This window comes from Bradyrhizobium sp. 21 (assembly GCF_023073335.1).
Classification (GTDB): Bacteria; Pseudomonadota; Alphaproteobacteria; order Rhizobiales; family Xanthobacteraceae; genus Bradyrhizobium.
In genome coordinates, this window is record NZ_JADPJG010000035.1 from 647,589 (window position 1) to 664,985 (window position 17,397).

Annotated in this window: 15 protein-coding genes; 8 read left to right on the forward strand and 7 right to left on the reverse strand. The window is 64.4% G+C overall.

What is annotated here, in order from left to right:
* The first annotated feature begins 82 nt into the window (after nucleotides 1–82).
* The gene (maiA, locus tag IVB31_RS31710; protein ID WP_247331945.1) at nucleotides 83–715 is read left to right on the forward strand and encodes a maleylacetoacetate isomerase; all 633 of its coding nucleotides are present in this window, start codon (nucleotides 83–85) and stop codon (nucleotides 713–715) included.
* Nucleotides 705–1,214, forward strand: a complete 510-nt coding sequence (locus IVB31_RS31715) for a MarR family transcriptional regulator (protein WP_247331947.1) — start codon at nucleotides 705–707, stop codon at nucleotides 1,212–1,214. The genes maiA and IVB31_RS31715 overlap by 11 nt, the downstream gene beginning before the upstream one ends.
* Nucleotides 1,215–1,394: 180 nt before the next feature.
* On the opposite strand, the gene IVB31_RS31720 is transcribed toward IVB31_RS31715, so the two are convergent.
* From IVB31_RS31720 to IVB31_RS31740, 5 genes are all read right to left on the reverse strand, one after another.
* Nucleotides 1,395–3,008, reverse strand: a complete 1,614-nt coding sequence (locus IVB31_RS31720) for a benzoate-CoA ligase family protein (protein ID WP_247331950.1) — start codon at nucleotides 3,006–3,008, stop codon at nucleotides 1,395–1,397.
* Nucleotides 3,005–4,144: an FAD-dependent monooxygenase gene (locus IVB31_RS31725; protein ID WP_247331952.1), complete on the reverse strand. Its 1,140-nt coding sequence runs from the start codon at nucleotides 4,142–4,144 to the stop codon at nucleotides 3,005–3,007. The genes IVB31_RS31720 and IVB31_RS31725 overlap by 4 nt, the downstream gene beginning before the upstream one ends.
* A 192-nt stretch (nucleotides 4,145–4,336) precedes the next feature.
* The gene (locus IVB31_RS31730) at nucleotides 4,337–4,552 is read right to left on the reverse strand and encodes a hypothetical protein (RefSeq protein ID WP_247331954.1); all 216 of its coding nucleotides are present in this window, start codon (nucleotides 4,550–4,552) and stop codon (nucleotides 4,337–4,339) included.
* A 131-nt stretch (nucleotides 4,553–4,683) separates the two neighbouring features.
* Nucleotides 4,684–5,481, reverse strand: a complete 798-nt coding sequence (locus tag IVB31_RS31735) for a cysteine rich repeat-containing protein (RefSeq protein WP_247331957.1) — start codon at nucleotides 5,479–5,481, stop codon at nucleotides 4,684–4,686.
* A 152-nt stretch (nucleotides 5,482–5,633) separates the two neighbouring features.
* Nucleotides 5,634–6,635 (reverse strand): NADP-dependent oxidoreductase, encoded by a 1,002-nt coding sequence (locus IVB31_RS31740; RefSeq protein ID WP_247331959.1) that lies wholly within the window; start codon nucleotides 6,633–6,635, stop codon nucleotides 5,634–5,636.
* Between the two features lie 210 nt (nucleotides 6,636–6,845).
* Here IVB31_RS31740 and IVB31_RS31745 point away from each other — a divergent pair, with 210 nt between their 5' ends.
* The gene (locus IVB31_RS31745) at nucleotides 6,846–8,141 is read left to right on the forward strand and encodes a dicarboxylate/amino acid:cation symporter (protein ID WP_247331961.1); all 1,296 of its coding nucleotides are present in this window, start codon (nucleotides 6,846–6,848) and stop codon (nucleotides 8,139–8,141) included.
* 12 nt (nucleotides 8,142–8,153) lie between these two features.
* The gene (locus tag IVB31_RS31750) at nucleotides 8,154–9,074 is read left to right on the forward strand and encodes an amino acid ABC transporter substrate-binding protein (RefSeq protein ID WP_247331963.1); all 921 of its coding nucleotides are present in this window, start codon (nucleotides 8,154–8,156) and stop codon (nucleotides 9,072–9,074) included.
* A gap of 178 nt (nucleotides 9,075–9,252) precedes the next feature.
* On the opposite strand, the gene IVB31_RS31755 is transcribed toward IVB31_RS31750, so the two are convergent.
* Complete coding sequence (locus IVB31_RS31755) at nucleotides 9,253–10,068, reverse strand: RimK-like protein (RefSeq protein WP_247331965.1); 816 nt, start codon at nucleotides 10,066–10,068, stop codon at nucleotides 9,253–9,255.
* A gap of 381 nt (nucleotides 10,069–10,449) precedes the next feature.
* On the opposite strand from IVB31_RS31755, the gene IVB31_RS31760 reads away from it, so the two are divergent.
* The 3 genes from IVB31_RS31760 (at nucleotide 10,450) to IVB31_RS31770 (ending at nucleotide 13,591) form a co-directional block, all read left to right on the forward strand.
* Nucleotides 10,450–11,223, forward strand: a complete 774-nt coding sequence (locus IVB31_RS31760) for a ferredoxin--NADP reductase (protein ID WP_247331967.1) — start codon at nucleotides 10,450–10,452, stop codon at nucleotides 11,221–11,223.
* 300 nt (nucleotides 11,224–11,523) lie between these two features.
* Nucleotides 11,524–13,245: an FMN-binding glutamate synthase family protein gene (locus IVB31_RS31765; RefSeq protein WP_247331969.1), complete on the forward strand. Its 1,722-nt coding sequence runs from the start codon at nucleotides 11,524–11,526 to the stop codon at nucleotides 13,243–13,245.
* Between the two features lie 106 nt (nucleotides 13,246–13,351).
* Nucleotides 13,352–13,591, forward strand: coding sequence for a PilZ domain-containing protein (locus IVB31_RS31770; protein ID WP_247331970.1), 240 nt, complete (start codon nucleotides 13,352–13,354; stop codon nucleotides 13,589–13,591).
* Between the two features lie 116 nt (nucleotides 13,592–13,707).
* On the opposite strand, the gene IVB31_RS31775 is transcribed toward IVB31_RS31770, so the two are convergent.
* A complete protein-coding gene (locus IVB31_RS31775) occupies nucleotides 13,708–15,003 on the reverse strand; it encodes a hemolysin family protein (RefSeq protein ID WP_247331971.1) in 1,296 nt (431 codons plus the stop codon).
* 235 nt (nucleotides 15,004–15,238) lie between these two features.
* On the opposite strand from IVB31_RS31775, the gene IVB31_RS31780 reads away from it, so the two are divergent.
* Entirely contained in the window at nucleotides 15,239–17,314 is a 2,076-nt protein-coding gene (locus IVB31_RS31780) for a HAMP domain-containing methyl-accepting chemotaxis protein (protein WP_247331972.1), read from the forward strand.
* Nucleotides 17,315–17,397 lie beyond the last annotated feature (83 nt).

The window sequence follows — 17,397 nt, forward strand, 5'->3', positions numbered from 1 at the left end:
CCGTTCGTTTTGTTGATTGACAGTATACTTACGATCTAGGTAGCGTCAATGTCGCGAACAACAACGAAAACGGGAGGTCTTGATGAAGCTGCACGGCTATTTCCGCTCCAGCGCCGCCTACCGGGTGCGGATTGCGCTGAACCTTAAGGGCCTCGGCGCCGAGCATTTGCCGCATCATCTTCGCAAGGGCGAGCAATGCGCGCCCGCCTATCTCGCCATCAATCCGCAGGGGTTGGTGCCCGCGCTGGAGAACGATGCAGGCGTAGTGCTGACCCAATCGGTCGCGATCATCGAATGGCTCGAGGAAATCTGTCCTAACCCGCCGCTGCTGCCGAAGGATGCGTTACAGCGCGCTAAGGTGAGGGCGTTCGCGCTGGCGATTGCCTGCGACACCCACCCGGTGCAGAATTTGAAGGTGCTGGCGCGGCTGCGGGAGCTTGGCCTTGCCGAAGAGAAAGTTCAGGACTGGGCGGCTTGGGTCAATCGCGAGGGGCTTTCGGCCTGCGAAACGCTGATCTGGGACGAGGCGGGCCCGTTCTGCTTCGGCGATATGCCGACGCTCGCCGATCTCTGCCTGGTGCCGCAGCTCGCCAATGCGCGCCGCTTCGGCGTCGACGTCTCGGCCTATCCGCGCCTGCTTGGGGCGGAAGCCGCCGCCAAGGCGCTGCCGGCATTTGCCAATGCTGCACCGGAGAAGCAGCCCGATGCCGAGTAAGCCTGCGCCGATCACGATCGACGCGGTCTATGCCGCGCCGGGCTATCTGTTCCGGCGCATGCAGCAGATCGCGGTCTCGATCTTCATGGAGGAGTGCAAGGCGTTCGACCTCACGCCGGTGCAGTACGCGGCACTAATTGCGATCCACACCCATCCCGGCATCGACGCGACCCGGTTGTCGGCGGTGATCGCCTTCGACCGCTCCACGCTCGGCAGCGTGATCGAGCGGCTTCAGGCCAAGGATTTTGTCGAGCGCAGGCCGGCGCTCGAGGACAAGCGGATCAAGCTGCTGTACCTGACCAAGTCGGGCGCGGCGATCCTGCGCGACATCATCCCGGCCGTCGAACGGGCCCAGGCGCGGATGCTGGAGCCGCTCAAGCGGGCCGACCGCAAGGCGCTGATGGGGTTGCTGGTGCAGCTCGTCGATCTCAACAACGAGGCGTCACGGGTGCCGTTGCGGGCGGAGGACGCGCTGGAGCATCTGGGGAAGGCCGGCTGAGGGGGCTTGGCAGTTTGCACCCAAAAGCTCCGCCGTCGTCCCGGCGAAGGCCGGGACCCATACGCCGGGTGGGAATTGTGGTGCGAGATGGTCATGACCAATCTTCGCCAAACTTAATTCTGTGGTTATGGGTCCCGGCCTCCGCCGGGACGACACGGAGAATGCAGCTACGCCGTCCCCTCACATCCGCAACAACGCCTGCCGATCGATCTTCCCCGTCCCCGTCTTCGGCAGCTCGTCGATGAAGATCACCTCGCGCGGATATTTGTAGGGCAGCAGCTTGCCCTTGACGTAGTCCTGTAGCCGCCGCGTCGCTTCGCCCTGGTCGGCCGTGCGGCTGTTCATCACCACCACCGCCTTCAGCGTCATACGGCGATCCGGCAGCTCGGCCGCGAACACCGCGCATTCGCGGATATCGGGGTGGTCGGCGAGGCACAGCTCGACCTCGAGCGGGTAGACCCACTGGCCGGAGATCTTGATGAGATCGTCGGCGCGGCCGCGGAAGAAGTGGAAGCCGTCGGCATCGCGGACGAAGCGGTCGCCGGTATAGATCCAGCCGCCCTGCCGAATCGTCTCGGCGGATTTGTCCGGCCGGTTCCAGTACAGCGGCGTGTTGGAATCGCCGCGCACCCACAAGATGCCTTCCTCCTCATCGGCGACGTCGCGGCCGTCCTTGTCGCGCAGCGCCACCTCGTAGCCGGGCACGCGCAAGCCGGCGGCGCCGAGCTTCTTCCGCTCGGGGCGGTTGGAGAGATAGATGTGCAGCACCTCGGTCGAGCCGAGGCCTTCGACGATCTCGAGCCCGGTGAGCGTCTTCCAGCCGTTGAAGACTTCGGCCGAGAGCACCTCGGCGGCAGAGAGCGCCATGCGCAGCGACGAGAAGTCGGTTTTGTCGGCTCCCCCGGCCTTGGTCAGCGACGTGTAGAGCGTCGGCAGGCCGAAGAAGACCGTCGGCTTGTACTGCTCGGTCGCCGCGAAGATCGCCGCGGGCTTCGGCTGGCCCGGCAACAGCAGCGTCGTCGCGCCGGCCGAGAACGGGAAGGTGATCGAGTTGCCAAAGCCATAGGCGAAGAAGATTTTTGGCACCGAGAAGCAGATGTCATCCGGCGTCAGCTTCAAGACGTTCTGCGCGAATGCGACCTCGCTATAGGCCATGTCGTGCTGGAGATGCACGATGCCCTTCGGTCGGCCGGTCGATCCGGACGAGTACATCCAGAACGCCAATTCGTTGCGGTGCGTGGCGGCCTCCGCGAGCTCGGTCGGAAATTGCGGGAGCCAGCCGGCGGCAGAGAGGGCGTTCGGCGCAGCGTGATCGCCCACCGCGCCATTGACGACGATCAGCGTGCACAAGCCGGTGTCCCTGCAGGCCTCCGCATTGAAGCGAGGGCAGAATTCGGACTCGGTCACCGCAACAGCCGCGCCGGAATCGGCGAGATAGAACTGCAGCAAATCCGGCGGCGTCAGCGTGTTGATCAGCAGCGGCACGAAGCCCGCGCGCACCGCGCCGAAGAACGCGGCCGGATAGGCCGGCGTGTCGTCGAGGAACAAGAGCACGCGATCGCCGCGCTTCAGGCCGAGCGAGGCAAAACCGTTCCCCCAGCGGCAAGCTTCCGCGCAGATTTCGGCATAGGTCCGCGTGCCCGCGGGACCGATGAGCGCGAGCTTATCGCCGCGGCCTTTGCCCAGATTGTCGAACAGCGCGCGGCTGGCGTTGTAGACCTGCGGAACGGAAAAGCCGATCTCGCGCGCGCCCGCGCAGTCGGCGGGCACCTGGTCGTGAATCTGGTCGCTCACGCCTCATCTCCCCCGTTCTTGGCGGCTTCGTAGCGCGCCATGAAGGCCGGCGACATCGCGCGCAGGCGGGAGTCGTCGATGCGGCCGGAGCGGGTGATGTAGCTATAGGCAAAGTCCATCAGGCCCTGCTGCATGTGCTGAGCAAAGTGCTCGTACCAGAAAGCGCTGGTCCGCGCGGCGTTGACGAGCTTCTGCACCACCGGCTTTCGCGCGGCCTGGTAGCGATGCAGGGCCGTCGAAAGATGCGCGTCCGATTCCAGCGCCTTGACCAGCGCGATGGCGTCCTCGATCGCGAGCCGCGTGCCCGAGCCGATCGAGAAATGCGCCGAGTGCAGGGCATCGCCGAGCAGCACCATGTTCTTGAACGACCAGTGCTCGTTCCAGACCCAGGGAAAATTGCGCCAGACCGATTTGTTGGAGACCAGCGAGCGGCCGCCGAGCGTGTCGGCGAACACCTCCTCGCAGACACCTTTGGACTGCTCCACGTCCTTGTAGGCGAAACCGTAGGCCTGCCACGTCGCATGATCGCATTCGACCAGGAAGGTGCTCATGGTCGGCGAGTAGCGGTAGTGATGGGCGTTGAAGACACCGCGGTCGGTCTTGACGAAGGTCTGCGACAGCGTGTCGAAGCGCTTCGAGGTGCCGTACCAGACGAACTTGTTGGAGGAGTAGGACAGCGACGTCCCGAAATCGCCTTCGAAGGCACGCCGCACCGGTGAGTTCAGCCCGTCGGCGGCGACGATCAAATCGTGGCCATTGAGCTGGTCGATCGCATGGATCTGCGTGTCGAAGCGCGGCGTGACGCCGGCATCGAGCGCGCGCTGCTGCAGGAACTGCAAGAGCTCGAGCCGCCCGATCGAGGAGAAGCCGACGCCATCGATGGCGACGCTGTCGCCGCCCAGGCTCAGCGTGATGTTCTCCCAGCTCTCCATATGCGGCGCGATCGCATCGACCGTCTCGGGGTCGTCCGCGCGCAGGAATTCCAGCGCCTGGTCGGAGAACACGACGCCAAAGCCCCAGGTCGCGTCGGCCGGGTTCTGTTCGAACAGGTCGACCTGATCCTCGGGGTGACGCTTCTTCCAGAGATAGGCGAAGTAGAGCCCACCGGGCCCCCCGCCAATCACGGCGATCCGCAAATTCTGCCTCCCTAATTGACAGTATACTTACTATCTAGGGGTAGCCTAATGTGCTCCGGCCTGCCGCGCCAGCGGAATTATCGCCAGCGCCAGGCGCGCCGAAACTCACGTTCGGACACGCGTTTGGCGCGTGTCCGAAGCAGTGACATTGCGAAGCATAGCCAAACCACGCGGGCTTGGCCATCCGCACCGTCAGACGCAGCGCTTCACGTAGACGCCGTTCACCAACACCCTGGTACAGCGGACCACAGGAACCGGCTTGCGGACAACGACGGCCCCGTTCGGCCCGGCACAGCCGGCGCGATAGACGCCGCGGGCGCACACCACCGCATTGGCATCGGTGGTCTCAAACGTCATGGTGGCCGCGAAGGCGAAGAGAGCAGAAGCGATAAGCAGGAAGGCGCGCATGTCGTTCTCCGGTCTTGTCGTGATTGAAATCGGATATCGCAAAAGGTCTGTCGTTGCAGGCCGCGCGAAAATTCATCTACGCGCGCCGCCGAATTTCGAAGCGCGCGATGGCGCGTGAGTTGCGTGCTGCCCTAACGCGCCGCGAACGGTGCCAGCACGTCTTTGCAGGCGGGCGACAGCGCCGCCGCATTGCTGGCGACGCATTGCACGATACGACCGCCGCCGGGTGCGACGCCGGCGCAGAGCGTGCGGATGTCGGCGCCGCAGGCGGACCGCACGATGAACAGCTCTTCGCGCGGCCGCAGCGGGCGCAGAACGATCACGGTGGGCGCAGCCGCCGGTGCGGCAGCCGCCGGAGCTGCGCCCGCAGGCGCTGCCGTTGCTGCTGCGTTGCCACCGCCCGCCGCGGCGCTCACGGCCTTCTCGCAGGCCGGCGAAACCTTCGCCTTGTTCTTCTCGAGGCATTCGAGGGCGGGGGCGCCGCCCGGCGGCACGCTGGCGCACACTTTTGGATAATCGGCGCGGCACGCGCTCTTGACCGCAGCGACCTGCGCGCTGCTCGGCTGCTTTGCGGCGGCGGCTTTCGGAGCGGTTGCGGCCGCCGGCTTCGGCTCAGCTTCCGTCTTTGCCGGTTCGGATTTGGCGGGTGCCGCTTCAGTCTTCGGCGCCGCAGCGGGCTCGACCGCGCGCACCGCGGTCTGGCATCCCGATGACAGGCTGGACATGTTCTTCTGCAGGCATTGATACGCCTCCACACCACCGGGCGTGACGCTCGAGCAGTGCGCCATGAAGTCCGAGCGGCATGCGGAGCGGATGGCGCTCTTCTGCGCCTCGGTGGGGGCTTGCGCGAACGCGCCTGTTGCAGTTGCGAACAGAGTTGCCGCCAGCAACGCCGAGCGCGTTGATACATGTTTCAACGTGTTGAACATCTGAATGAATTCCTGCCCTGTCGGTAATGCCGACGATATTTTAAATGTGATGCAAACAATCGTCGCGGGTGATGCCGCGCGCGGCATCATTGGCCGCTTCGACCTCAACCGCAAGTAGATTATGCCTTGGTAATTGCGACGTAACTACGTCGTCAGAGCCGGACCATGCGCTTGCCGCGGTTCTCGCCCGCAAGCAATCCGATCAGCGCTTTGGGCGTGTTTTGCAATCCATCGATGATGTCTTCCTGCACCTTCAACTTGCCGGACTTGACCCAGCCTTGGAGGTCGGCGAGTGCGCGCGCACTGTCCTTCATGTAGTCCATCACGATAAAACCCTGCATGACGAGCCGCTTCACCACGATCAGCCCCGGCACGCCGCGCGGGCCGTGCGCGGAGGGAGCGCCGTCATATTGCGAGATCGCGCCGCAACAGGCGATGCGTCCGTAATTGTTCATCTGCGGCAGGCAGGCTTCCAGAATGTCGCCGCCGACATTGTCGAAATAGACGTCGATGCCCTTCGGGGCGGCCGCGCGCAGCGCCTTGAATACCGCACCGTCCTTGTAGTCCACGGCCGCGTCGAAGCCGAGCTCGGCGGTCAGCCAGTTGCACTTGTCGGCGCCGCCGGCGATGCCGATCACGCGGCATCCTTTGATCTTGGCGATCTGCCCGACGATCGAGCCGACCGAACCTGCGGCTGCGGACACGACGACCGTCTCGCCCTCCCGGGGCTTGCCGATCTCCAGCAGGCCGAAATAGGCGGTGAGGCCGGCGATGCCGAACACGCTGAGCAGATGCGTCATGGGTTCGAGCTTCGGCATCTTCGTGAGATGTCTTGCCGGCACTGCGGCATATTCCTGCCAGCCGGTGTCGCCGAACACGATGTCGCCGGGCGCAAGCTCCGGCGCCTTCGAACTGACGACCTCGGCAATGGCGCCGCCGGCCATCACGCTGTTGGCCTCGACGGCGGATCGATAGGTCGCCCCGTGCATCCAGGCGCGGTTGGCGGCATCGAGCGAGATGTAACGCACGCGCAGCAAGGCCTCGCCGTCCTTCGGCTCCGGCATCGCACCCTCGACCATCTTGAAGTGCTCGGGACCGAGCTTGCCGCTGGGCTTTTCTACCAGAAGAATCTGACGATTGATGCTGCCGCTCATGGCGTTTCCTCCTCCGTTGTTTGACGATTATTGATGCAGCCGTCGCAAAGAAAACGTGCAACCCGCATCCGTTGTGCGCTGCGTGAAGGCTAGATCGCGGGCGTCGGTTTCGCAACGGGAACATCCGTCCAAGCGGGCGCACGCAATGCGTGTTGCGTACTCGTCATATCTGCGACATCATGAAGCGGTCGGTGGTGTGGGGGGTCTTCAATGTCGAACAGGTTTACGCAATACATTCTGGCCGCGATGGTGCTCGGCATCATCATGGGCTCCGCGATCTACAACTTCATGCCCGATACGCGCGGAGACTGGGCCTCGTCCATCAACCTGATCGCCGTGATATTCCTGCGCCTGATCAAGATGATCATCGCGCCACTGGTGTTTGCAACCCTGGTCGGCGGTATCGCCCATATGGGTTCGGGCTCCAAGCTCGGCCGCATCTTCGCCAAGACCATGGGCTGGTTCATCAGCGCGTCCTTCGTCTCGCTGCTGCTCGGCCTCGTGATGGTCAATTTGCTCCAGCCCGGCGCGAACTTCCCGGGCACGCTGCCTGCGGCGGGGCAGTCGACCGGCCTGCCGGTGTCGGCCTTCTCGATCGAGAAATTCCTGACCCATCTGATCCCGACCTCGATCGCGGACGCGATGGCGCAGAATGAGATTTTGCAGATCGTGATCTTCGCCGTGTTCTTCTCGGTGGCGATGGGCTCGATGCCCGAGCGCTCCAAGCCGATCCTGGCGCTGATCGACGATATCGGCCACATCATGCTCAAGGTGACCAGCTATGTGATGCTGTTCGCGCCGATCGCAGTGTGGGCCGCCATCACCGCGACCGTGGCCAAGAACGGCCTGCTGGTGCTCTGGAAGCTGATCGTCTTCATGGGCGGCTTCTATCTCTCGCTCATGATCCTGTGGGCTATCCTGGTGGTCGTGGGCTTCGTCGTGATAGGGCCGCGCTACAGCCATCTGTTGAAGCTGATCCGCGAGCCGCTGATGATCGCGTTCTCCACCGCGAGTTCTGAAGCGGCCTACCCGAAGACGCTGGAGGGACTGAACAAGTTCGGCGCCTCGTCGCGGATCTCGAGCTTCGTGCTGCCGCTCGGCTATTCCTTCAATCTCGACGGCACGATGATGTACTGCACCTTCGCCAGCATCTTCATCGCGCAGACCTATCACATCGAGATGTCGCTCTCGACGCAGCTTGCGATGCTGGCAACCCTGATGATCACCTCGAAGGGCGTCGCCGGCGTGCCGCGCGCCTCCCTCGTCGTGATCGCCTCGACGCTGTCGCAGTTCGGCATCCCCGAGGCGGGCCTGCTGATGATCATGGGCATCGACACCTTCCTCGACATGGGCCGCAGCGCCACCAACGTGATCGGCAACACGCTGGCGACCTCGGTCGTGGCCAAGTGGGAAGGCGAGCTCGGGCCCGAGCACGAGCTTGGCCCGAGCGACGCCGTGCCGGGGGACATGATCCCCGGCGAAGTGCCTGCGATGGCCGGCCATTGATCGGAGTGCAACATGCGCCTTTCAATGGCGATATCGGGCGGCCTGTTGTTGGCAGCGTGCCTGCTGGCCACGGGTGCCTCCGCCCAGACCGGCGGCAGCGAAGGGCTTAGCCCGACGCTGTCAGCCATCAAGACTGCGCACACCGTGCGGCTCGGCTATCGCGAAAGCTCCCCGCCGTTCTCCTTCCTCGACCAGTCGGGACGCCCGATCGGCTATAGCCTCGAATTGTGCGAGGCCATCGTCGAGGAGATCGGCGTCGAGGTCGACGATCCCAATCTGAAGATCGACTACGTCAAGGTCACCTCGGACGATCGCATCGATGCGGTGCTCCAGAACAAGATCGACCTGGAATGCGGTTCGACCACGGCCAATGCGGAGCGCGGCAAGCGTGTCGCCTTCTCGCCGCTGATGTTCGTCGCCGGCACCAAGCTGATGGTGCCGAAGGCGTCCAGCGTCCAGTCGCTGACCGATCTGAAGGGCAAGACCATCGTGGTGACGAAGGGCACCACCAACGAGCAGGCGATCCAGGCGGCCGACAAGAAGCTCTCGCTGGGGTTGAAGATCGCCGTGGGCGCCGATCACGAGCAATCGTACCAGATGCTCTTGGACGGCAAGGCCGATGCGTTCGCGACCGACGACATCCTGCTCTCCGGCCTGATCGTGCGCCACAAGGCGCAGGACAAGTTTCGCGTCACCGGCGATTATTTGTCCTACGATCCCTACGGCATCATGTTCAGAAAAGGCGAGCCGCAACTGACAGCCGTGGTCGATCGCACCTTCCGCAAGCTCGGCTCCAACCATGACCTCGTGCCGCTCTACAACAAATGGTTCATCGCGCGTATGCCGACCGGCGAAAAAATGAACGTGCCGATCTCGCTGCAGCTGGAGGAAGCCTTCAAGGCGATGGACGATTCCGCGAGCGCGAACAATTAGACAACGCTCTTCGTCGAAGGGTTGGCGGTGTAAATTCCGTCATCCTGAGGTGCGAGGCCCGCAATGCGAATGCATCGCGGGTCGAGCCTCGAAGGATGAAGGCTGCACTGCTGCAGCCGGGCCGTTCGCCCTCCGAGGGCCGCTGAAGAAGCGGCCGCCTCAGGGTGACGGCGATGGATCAGGGCTCGCGGCGCGTCTTCCCAAACACCCGATCCAGCGCAGTGTCATACGTCGCCTGCACCAGCTCCGGATTGAGCTTCGCCAGCGCTTCCATCATCACGCCGGAATTGATCTCGAGCACCCGCCACGTGCCATCCACGCGCACCACGTCGATCGCGGCGAAGGCGATGCCGATGGCGCTCGCGGCGTCGGTCGCGAGTTTCACGCAAGCCGTTCGCGCCTCGCCGTCCTCCAGCAACACCGGCTTTGCGCCGGCATCGAGATTGTGCCGCCAATCGGAGCCACGCTGCTTGCTGTAGACGACGAGGGGCACGTCATCGAGCAGCACCACACGGACCTCTTCCTCGATCGCGACATAGGGCGAGATCACGAGCCCTGCGCTCATCGAAAAAGCCTCGCCAGCCGCGTGGTCGAGCTCCGCCTCCGTCGTCACCTTGAACACCGAACGTCCCGATGTCCCCTCGTTCGGCTTCACCACCACGCCTTGCGGATGGTCGGCAAGCAGCTTGAGCATTGCATCCCGCCAGGTGGGGCCAACAACATTCAGGCCTAGCTTTGGGTTGAGGAAGAGGTGATGGGGAATGCAGGGCACGCCCTCCAGCGCCAGCACTTCGGCTGTGGCCGATTTGTCATTGGCCAGGCGATGCGCGATGGCGCTGTTGAGGCCGATGTCGTAGCCGAAGGCGAAGTGGCGCGTCCCGCCCCCGCGCATCGCGATCAGCCAGCCACCCGAACGCACGTCGACTGCAATGCCGTGCTCAGCGCAATAGCGCCTGATCGCCTGGACGAAGATCCGCTCGCCGCTCGCCGTCATGTGCTTCGTCTGTTTCAGCGTTTCTGGCGCCAAAAGCCGCAAAGATGCGGGAAACGGCGCCAACCAGGGTGAAAACCAGAGCTATTCTTAATGAAATTCTCGCGAGCGCCACGGAAATTAAGTGCTGCAATGAAGCCTCGGAAGGAAAAGAAATTGCCCTCCGCGCGCGTCCCGCAGCAGATTCACCAATGATGTGACCATTTCCGCTGCAAATGCCGGTTCGACCGGCATCGATTGCATCCGGAACGAGGTTGATTATTGGTCTCAATCGCGTAGATCACACACGAGAAATCCTCCGCCATGGCAATGGTGTGCGCCCCGCTTTCAGGGCTGGGCAATGCTTTTGCCTTAAAACCGCAATTATTCGGAATATCGAAAATCATGAGCGCGTTTTACCGAGAGAAGGTTCTTTCCGTCCAGCATTGGACCGACACCCTGTTCAGCTTTCGCGCCACCCGCGATTCCGGCTTCCGCTTCCAGAACGGCCAGTTCGCCATGATCGGCCTCGAGGTTGAGGGTCGCCCGCTGCTCCGTGCCTACAGCATGGCGAGCGCCAATCACGAGGAAGAGCTCGAGTTCTTCTCGATCAAGGTTCAGGACGGTCCGCTGACCTCGCGTCTCCAGAAGATCAAGGAAGGCGACACCATCCTGGTCGGCCGCAAGGCGACCGGCACGCTGATCACCGACAACCTCATCCCCGGCAAGCGGCTGATGCTGCTCTCGACCGGCACGGGCCTGGCGCCCTTCGCCAGCCTGATCAAGGATCCCGAGGTTTACGACCAGTTCGACAGCATCGTGCTGGTGCATGGCTGCCGCCAGGTCTCCGAGCTCGCCTATGGCGAGAAGCTCGTCGCCAGCCTTCGCGAGGACGAGCTGTTCGGGGAGTTGCTCGCCGACAAGCTCATCTACTACCCGACCGTGACCCGCGAGCCGTTCAAGAACCGCGGCCGCATCACCGACCTCATCAGCTCCGAGCAGATCTTCAACGACATCGGCCAGGGCCCGCTCGACATCGCCACCGACCGCATCATGATGTGCGGCAGCCCGGGGATGCTCGAAGAGCTGAAAGTGATGTTCGAGGGCCGCGGTTTCGTCGAGGGCTCCGGCAACAGGCCCGGCCATTTCGTGATCGAGAAGGCCTTCGTCGAACGCTGATCGGCGCTCTCTCTGGTCGTCCCGGCGAAGGCCGGGACCCATACCGCGAGGTTTCTCGACTCGCGGACAATTGCCGTTCCCCAAAGTCTTCGCCAAACCGTGTCCTGTGGCTATGGGTCCCGGCCTTCGCCGGGACGACCGCGGTGAGTGTGGTCGTCGGCCCGGCCCTGCTGCACCGCAGCAGCCCGCCCATCGGGCTGATTGATTTGTCCCCGCCGAATTCGCTAGCGTGAAACACGGGCCGCGTCATATCCGTATGACAGGCGCGGGCGTATCGTATCGCCTCATGCTGGCGAGAGGATGGGAATTGTGGCCGACGAGATTAAGACGCAGGAATCGTCCAACGGAGCGCCCAACGGATCGCCCAAACGGCTGCCGCTGGCGGAAGAGGGGATCATGGAAACCCTGCTGCTTCCATTCTCGCCGCGCTTCATCATCCTGACGATCTGCGCGGTCGTCACCGCGCTGCTGATCGGCATCGGCATTGCCGACCGCAAGATCTTCGACATCCTGCTGATCCCGATCCTGATCTTCGGCGCGTTGACGCTGCTTGGCGTCCGCGACCTCATGCAGAAGGGCCATGCGGTCCTGCGCAACTACCCGATCTCGGCGCATATCCGCTTCCTGCTCGAAGAGATCCGCCCGGAGATGCGGCAGTATTTCTTCGAGAGCGAGAAGGACGGCATGCCGTTCTCGCGCGACATCCGCGCGGTGGTCTATCAGCGCGCCAAGATGCAGCTCGACAAGCGTCCGTTCGGCACCCAGGAGGACGTCTACCGCGAGGGCTATGAGTGGATGCATCACTCGGTCTCGCCCAAGGCGCATGCCGAGGAGAGGTTTCGCATCACCATCGGCGGCCCCGATTGCAAGAAGCCTTATTCGGCCTCGGTGTTCAACATCTCCGCGATGAGCTTTGGCGCGCTGAGCCCGAACGCCGTGCGAGCGCTGAACGCCGGCGCGAAGAAGGGCGGATTTGCGCATGACACCGGCGAGGGCGGCTTCAGCCCCTATCACGCCGAAATGGGCGGCGACATCATCTGGGAAATCGGCTCCGGCTATTTCGGCTGCCGCCATCGCGACGGCACGTTCGATCCGGAGGCCTTCGCGCGCGTCGCCGGCGAAGACCAGATCAAGATGGTCGAGCTCAAGATCAGCCAGGGCGCCAAGCCCGGCCATGGCGGCGTGCTGCCGGCGGCAAAAGTCTCGGAGGAGATTTCCAGGATCCGCGGCGTCGCGATGGGCGAAGACTGCATCTCGCCGGCTTCGCACCGCGCCTTCTCCACCCCGATCGGGATGATGCAGTTCATCGCCGAAATGCGAAGGCTTTCCGGCGGCAAGCCCACCGGCTTCAAGCTCTGCATCGGCCATCCCTGGGAGTTTCTGGCGATCTGCAAGGCGATGCTGGAGACCGGCATCTATCCTGATTTCATCGTGGTCGATGGCAATGAGGGCGGCACGGGTGCCGCGCCGCTGGAGTTCATGGACCATTTGGGCATGCCGATGCGCGAGGGCATCAACTTCGTGCACAACGCGCTGATCGGCATCAATGCGCGCGACCGCATCAGGCTCGGCGCATCCGGCAAGATCGCCACCGCCTTCGACATGGCCCGCGCGATGGCGATCGGCGCCGATTGGTGCAATTCAGCGCGCGGCTTCATGTTCTCGCTGGGCTGCATCCAGTCCCTGAGCTGCCACACCGACCGCTGCCCGACCGGCGTCGCGACGCAGGACCCGACGCGTGCGCGGGCGCTCTACGTGCCGCTCAAGATCGACCGCGTGCACAATTATCACCACGCCACGCTGCACTCGCTGACCGAGCTGATCGCCGCCGCCGGCCTGACGCATCCGCAGCAATTGCGCCCGGTCCACTTCAGCCAGCGGACCTCGACAACCCAGGTCAGATCCTTCGCACAGCTCTATCCCTCGCTGCGCCCGGGCGAGCTGCTCGAAGGCACGGAGGATCCGCGGTTCGGCGACGCCTGGCGGATGGCCCGGGCGACGACATTCGAGCCGGCGGTGTAAGGCATCGCCGCCGCATGATACCGCCGCACCCGGCCAGGATGTAAATTCTCCGGCAGGCCCGGTTGCGGCTTAACGTCAATGTCAGCTTTGGGTGTAAATTGTCCCGATGGACGAGCGGCGCGACAAAGCCAGGCATCGCGTGCTGAAGGCCGGGACGATCGAGTTCGGCGGCGGCGCGATCGACTGCACCATTCGCAACCTGTCTGATACCGGCGCCGCGCTCGACGTCACCAGCCCCGTCGGCATCCCCGACCATTTCATCCTCTTCGTCCAGGCCGACGGTAAGCATCTGTCGTGCACCGTGATCTGGCGCAAGGAAAAGCGGATCGGGGTGAGGTTCGGGTGAGGCTTGGCGTTTGAGGGAGTTCGCGCAACAAACTCAACTGTCGTCCCGGCCCCCGTGCGCAATTGCGCACTAGGCCGGGACGACAGCGGTGGTTTTGGTTCGCTCTATCACTCAAACTACCCCGTCTCCACCTCACTCAGCCGGCTCGCCAGAATCTTGTCGATCCTCCGCCCGTCGAGATCGACCACCTCGACGTGCCAGCCGCCGAGGTCGAAGGCGTCGCCGACATCGGGCAGCACGTTGAATTGTTGCAGCACGAGCCCCGCGACTGTGTTGTAGCGGTGCGGCGGCACTTCGATGCCGAGCAGCTCGCCGAACTCGTCGACCGGCATCCAGCCCGAGATCAGAAATGAATCGTCCGCGCGCTTGACGAAGGCCGGTTCCGGCGGGCCTTCCTCGGAATGGAAGGCGCCGACGATCGATTCCAAAATGTCAGCCGTCGTCACGATGCCTTCGAAGGCGCCGTATTCGTCGTAGACGAGCCCGACATGCACCGGCGCGGCCTTCAGGATCGCCAGCACGTCGCGGGCATCCGCGGACGCGGGGATGCCAGGCGCCTCGCGAACCAGCGCGCGCAAATCCGGCGTGCGCTCGTTCATGTAGGCGACCAGCAGGTCCTTGGCCTGGAGCACGCCGATCGGCTTGTCGCGATCGCCGTCGGATACGGGAAAGCGCGAATGCGGACTCTTGGCGATGATCGCCTGAATGCTCTCAGATGCATCGCGCAGGTCGATCTCCTTGACCTCCGTTCGTGGCGTCATGATCGCGCCGACCGGCCGGTCGCCGAGCCGCATCACGCCTGCGATCATCTCCTTTTCGCCCGACTCCAGCACGCCGGCGCTCTCGGCCTCGCTGACGAGATGATGGATCTCGTCTTCCGAGACTTTCTCCTCGGCCTTGCCGCCGCGACCGAGCAGCGAGAGGATCAGCTTGCCGGAGAGATCGAGCAGGAAAACGAGCGGCAGCGAGACCCGCGCCAGAACGTGCATCGCGGGGGCGACCTTGACCGCGATGCTCTCGGGGTCGCGCAGCGCCACCTGCTTCGGCACCAGCTCGCCGACGATCAAGGTGGCGTAGGTGATGAGCGTGACCACGATGCCGACGCCGACGACGTCGGCGATCCCTGCGGACAGGCCAAGCTCGAGCAGCCATAGCGTCAGCCGCTGCCCCAGCGTCGCGCCCGAAAACGCGCCGGAGAGCACGCCGACCAGCGTGATGCCGATCTGCACCGTCGAGAGGAATTTTCCGGGATCGGCCGCGAGCGTCAGCGCCTGCTCGGCGCCGCGGACGCCCTTGGCGGCGAGCATCGACAGCCGCGCGGGGCGTGACGAGACCACGGCCAGCTCGGACATGGACAGCAAGCCGTTGATGACGATCAGGACGACGACGATAGCGAGTTCGACGGAGAGCATTGACGTTCCGAGGTAAGGGAGTGTGGCCAGATGGCGGCACAGGTATTGATATAGGTATTCGGGGAGAATTGCCGACGATTCTGTCGCATCCGGCCCCGCCAGGGAACCCCAAGGCGACACTTTCCGAAGGCCCGACCATGCCACCCCGCGGAACTACGGGCATGCCGTTGCTTAACCGGCCCTTAGTGGCGGCCAGCTAAGTTTCGACATTTGCAGGAATGTATTGGGGACCAGAATGCGGATCGGGAAACTCTTCGCGCTGTCGATGCTGACGGTGACGGTTTTTGCAGTCGTCCTTGGCGCCGAGGTGCTCGTACCCCAGACGCGAATCTTCACGAACCGCTCCGACGCGATCAAGACGGTCGAGGCTTTCGGTACGACCTTGATGGTCAGCCAGCATGTCGCAGGCCTGCGCGCCCCCTACATCTCCCCGATTTTCCAGGACGACCCCGCGACACCGGCCCAGATCGAAGCTGCCGCGAAGGCTGCGAAGGCGGCCGATACCGCCGTCGAGGGGGCAAGGCGCGCAATCATGGTGCTGGATGATTCCGGTCCGATGCTCGAAAACCTGGACCGCGCCGCGCGGCGGCTCAAAGACATCACCACGGCGGCAGATCGCGCGATGAGCGTTCCGCTGGCGGCGCGCGACAGCGCCGTGATCAAGGGCTTCCTTCCGGGCGTTGCCGAGGTCATCGGCAATATCGAGCCGATCATGAACCGGCTCGAAGCGAAGGTCATCAATTCCGATTCCTCGCTTGCGGCGCTGTTGGGCCTGGCGCGGACGGCACAGGATCTGCGCGTCTCGGCCGGCAGCCGCGCCGCCAGCCTCTCGCCGGCGCTGAGCGCACGCCGGCCGCTCAACGCGGCCGAATTGTCGCTGATGGATCGCATGCAGGGGCGTGTCGAGGCCGACCGCGAGCGCATCGAGGCCGGTATCGACCAGCTCGGCAGCCCGCCCCGCCTCGTCACCACGCTGAAGGCGGCGACCGAATCGTATTTCGGAAAAGCCGCGCTCGCCGTGGACAAGGAGATGCCCGCCGCACGGGCTGACGGCAAATACGCAATCAACGCCGACGAGCTGGCGCGCGTGATCGTGCCGGCCATCCAGATGTTCTACGGCGTGCGCGACGCCGCGCTTGGGGAAGCTGCCGAGCGCGCCTCGGCCTCGCGCGATGGCGCGCTGGCGATGCTCGCGCTTGCGGGCGTCGCGGTGCTGGCGCTGCTGGGGACGCTCGGTGGGGTGACCATGATGCTGCGCAGCCGCGTGGTGACGCCGCTCAGCAGGCTCGCGGATGTGATCGGAACGCTCGCCGCCGGACAGCACGAGGTCGAGATTCCCGCGACGGGCCGCAATGACGAGATCGGCCAGGTGTCGGGCTCGCTCCGGCACTTCAAGGATTCGCTGGTCGCCAAGAAGGCCGCCGATGAGGCGGCCGCGGTCGAAGCCGAGGCGAAGCTCCGGCGCAGCCAGCGCATGGACCAGATCGCGCGCGAGTTCGAAGCCATGATCGGCGACGTGATCAACACCGTGTCGGTGGCATCCTCGGAGCTGGAAGTGTCGGCGGGAACGCTGACGAGCACGGCCGATCAATCGGAAAAGGTCACCGCGACCGTCGCGGCCGCCTCCGAACAGGCCTCCACCAACGTGCAGACCGTTGCTGCGGCGGCCGAGGAGATGGCGTCCTCGGTCGACGAGATCAGCCGGCAAGTCCAGGACTCGGCGCGCGTTGCCGGCGAAGCGGTGCAGCAGGCGGGGCGAACCAACGCCTATGTCGGCGAGCTCGCCAAGGCCGCCGGCCGGATCGGCGACGTGGTCGAACTCATCAGCCAGATCGCGGGCCAGACCAATCTTCTGGCGCTCAATGCCACCATCGAGGCGGCGCGCGCCGGCGAGGCCGGGCGCGGCTTTGCCGTGGTCGCCTCCGAGGTTAAGGCGCTGGCCGAGCAGACCGCCAAGGCCACCGGCGAGATCAGCCTGCAGATTACCGGGATCCAGACGGCGACGGAGGATTCGGTCGGCGCCATCAAGTCGATCGGCGACACCATCACCCGCATGTCCGAGATCGCATCGGCGATCGCCTCGGCGGTCGAGGAGCAGGGCGCGGCGACGCGGGAGATTTCCCGCAACGTGCAACAGGCGGCGCACGGCACCCAGCGGGTCTCCGCCAGCATCGTCGATGTGCAGCGCGGTGCGAGCCAGACCGGATCGGCGTCCTCCAACGTGCTTGCGTCTGCGAGGTCACTGTCCGGCGAGAGCAGCCGCCTCAAGGTCGAGGTCGGGAAATTTCTGGACGCGATCCGGGCCGCCTAAGAAGGTCATTGTCGAGGGAAGCGGCTTCACCTAGGCTCGCAGCACCGGGGATGTCGCAGCCTCCCCGTAAAGTGGTGATCCCA

What these genes read in the sequence shown, in the direction of transcription:
- maiA (WP_247331945.1), top strand. Translation starts at nt 83, where the DNA reads ATGAAGCTGCACGGCTATTTCCGCTCCAGCGCCGCCTACCGGGTGCGG.
- IVB31_RS31715 (WP_247331947.1), top strand. Translation starts at nt 705, where the DNA reads ATGCCGAGTAAGCCTGCGCCGATCACGATCGACGCGGTCTATGCCGCG.
- IVB31_RS31730 (WP_247331954.1), bottom strand. Translation starts at nt 4,552, where the DNA reads ATGCGCGCCTTCCTGCTTATCGCTTCTGCTCTCTTCGCCTTCGCGGCC.
- IVB31_RS31735 (WP_247331957.1), bottom strand. Translation starts at nt 5,481, where the DNA reads ATGTTCAACACGTTGAAACATGTATCAACGCGCTCGGCGTTGCTGGCG.
- IVB31_RS31740 (WP_247331959.1), bottom strand. Translation starts at nt 6,635, where the DNA reads ATGAGCGGCAGCATCAATCGTCAGATTCTTCTGGTAGAAAAGCCCAGC.
- IVB31_RS31745 (WP_247331961.1), top strand. Translation starts at nt 6,846, where the DNA reads ATGTCGAACAGGTTTACGCAATACATTCTGGCCGCGATGGTGCTCGGC.
- IVB31_RS31750 (WP_247331963.1), top strand. Translation starts at nt 8,154, where the DNA reads ATGCGCCTTTCAATGGCGATATCGGGCGGCCTGTTGTTGGCAGCGTGC.
- IVB31_RS31755 (WP_247331965.1), bottom strand. Translation starts at nt 10,068, where the DNA reads ATGACGGCGAGCGGCGAGCGGATCTTCGTCCAGGCGATCAGGCGCTAT.
- IVB31_RS31760 (WP_247331967.1), top strand. Translation starts at nt 10,450, where the DNA reads ATGAGCGCGTTTTACCGAGAGAAGGTTCTTTCCGTCCAGCATTGGACC.
- IVB31_RS31765 (WP_247331969.1), top strand. Translation starts at nt 11,524, where the DNA reads ATGGGAATTGTGGCCGACGAGATTAAGACGCAGGAATCGTCCAACGGA.
- IVB31_RS31770 (WP_247331970.1), top strand. Translation starts at nt 13,352, where the DNA reads ATGGACGAGCGGCGCGACAAAGCCAGGCATCGCGTGCTGAAGGCCGGG.
- IVB31_RS31775 (WP_247331971.1), bottom strand. Translation starts at nt 15,003, where the DNA reads ATGCTCTCCGTCGAACTCGCTATCGTCGTCGTCCTGATCGTCATCAAC.
- IVB31_RS31780 (WP_247331972.1), top strand. Translation starts at nt 15,239, where the DNA reads ATGCGGATCGGGAAACTCTTCGCGCTGTCGATGCTGACGGTGACGGTT.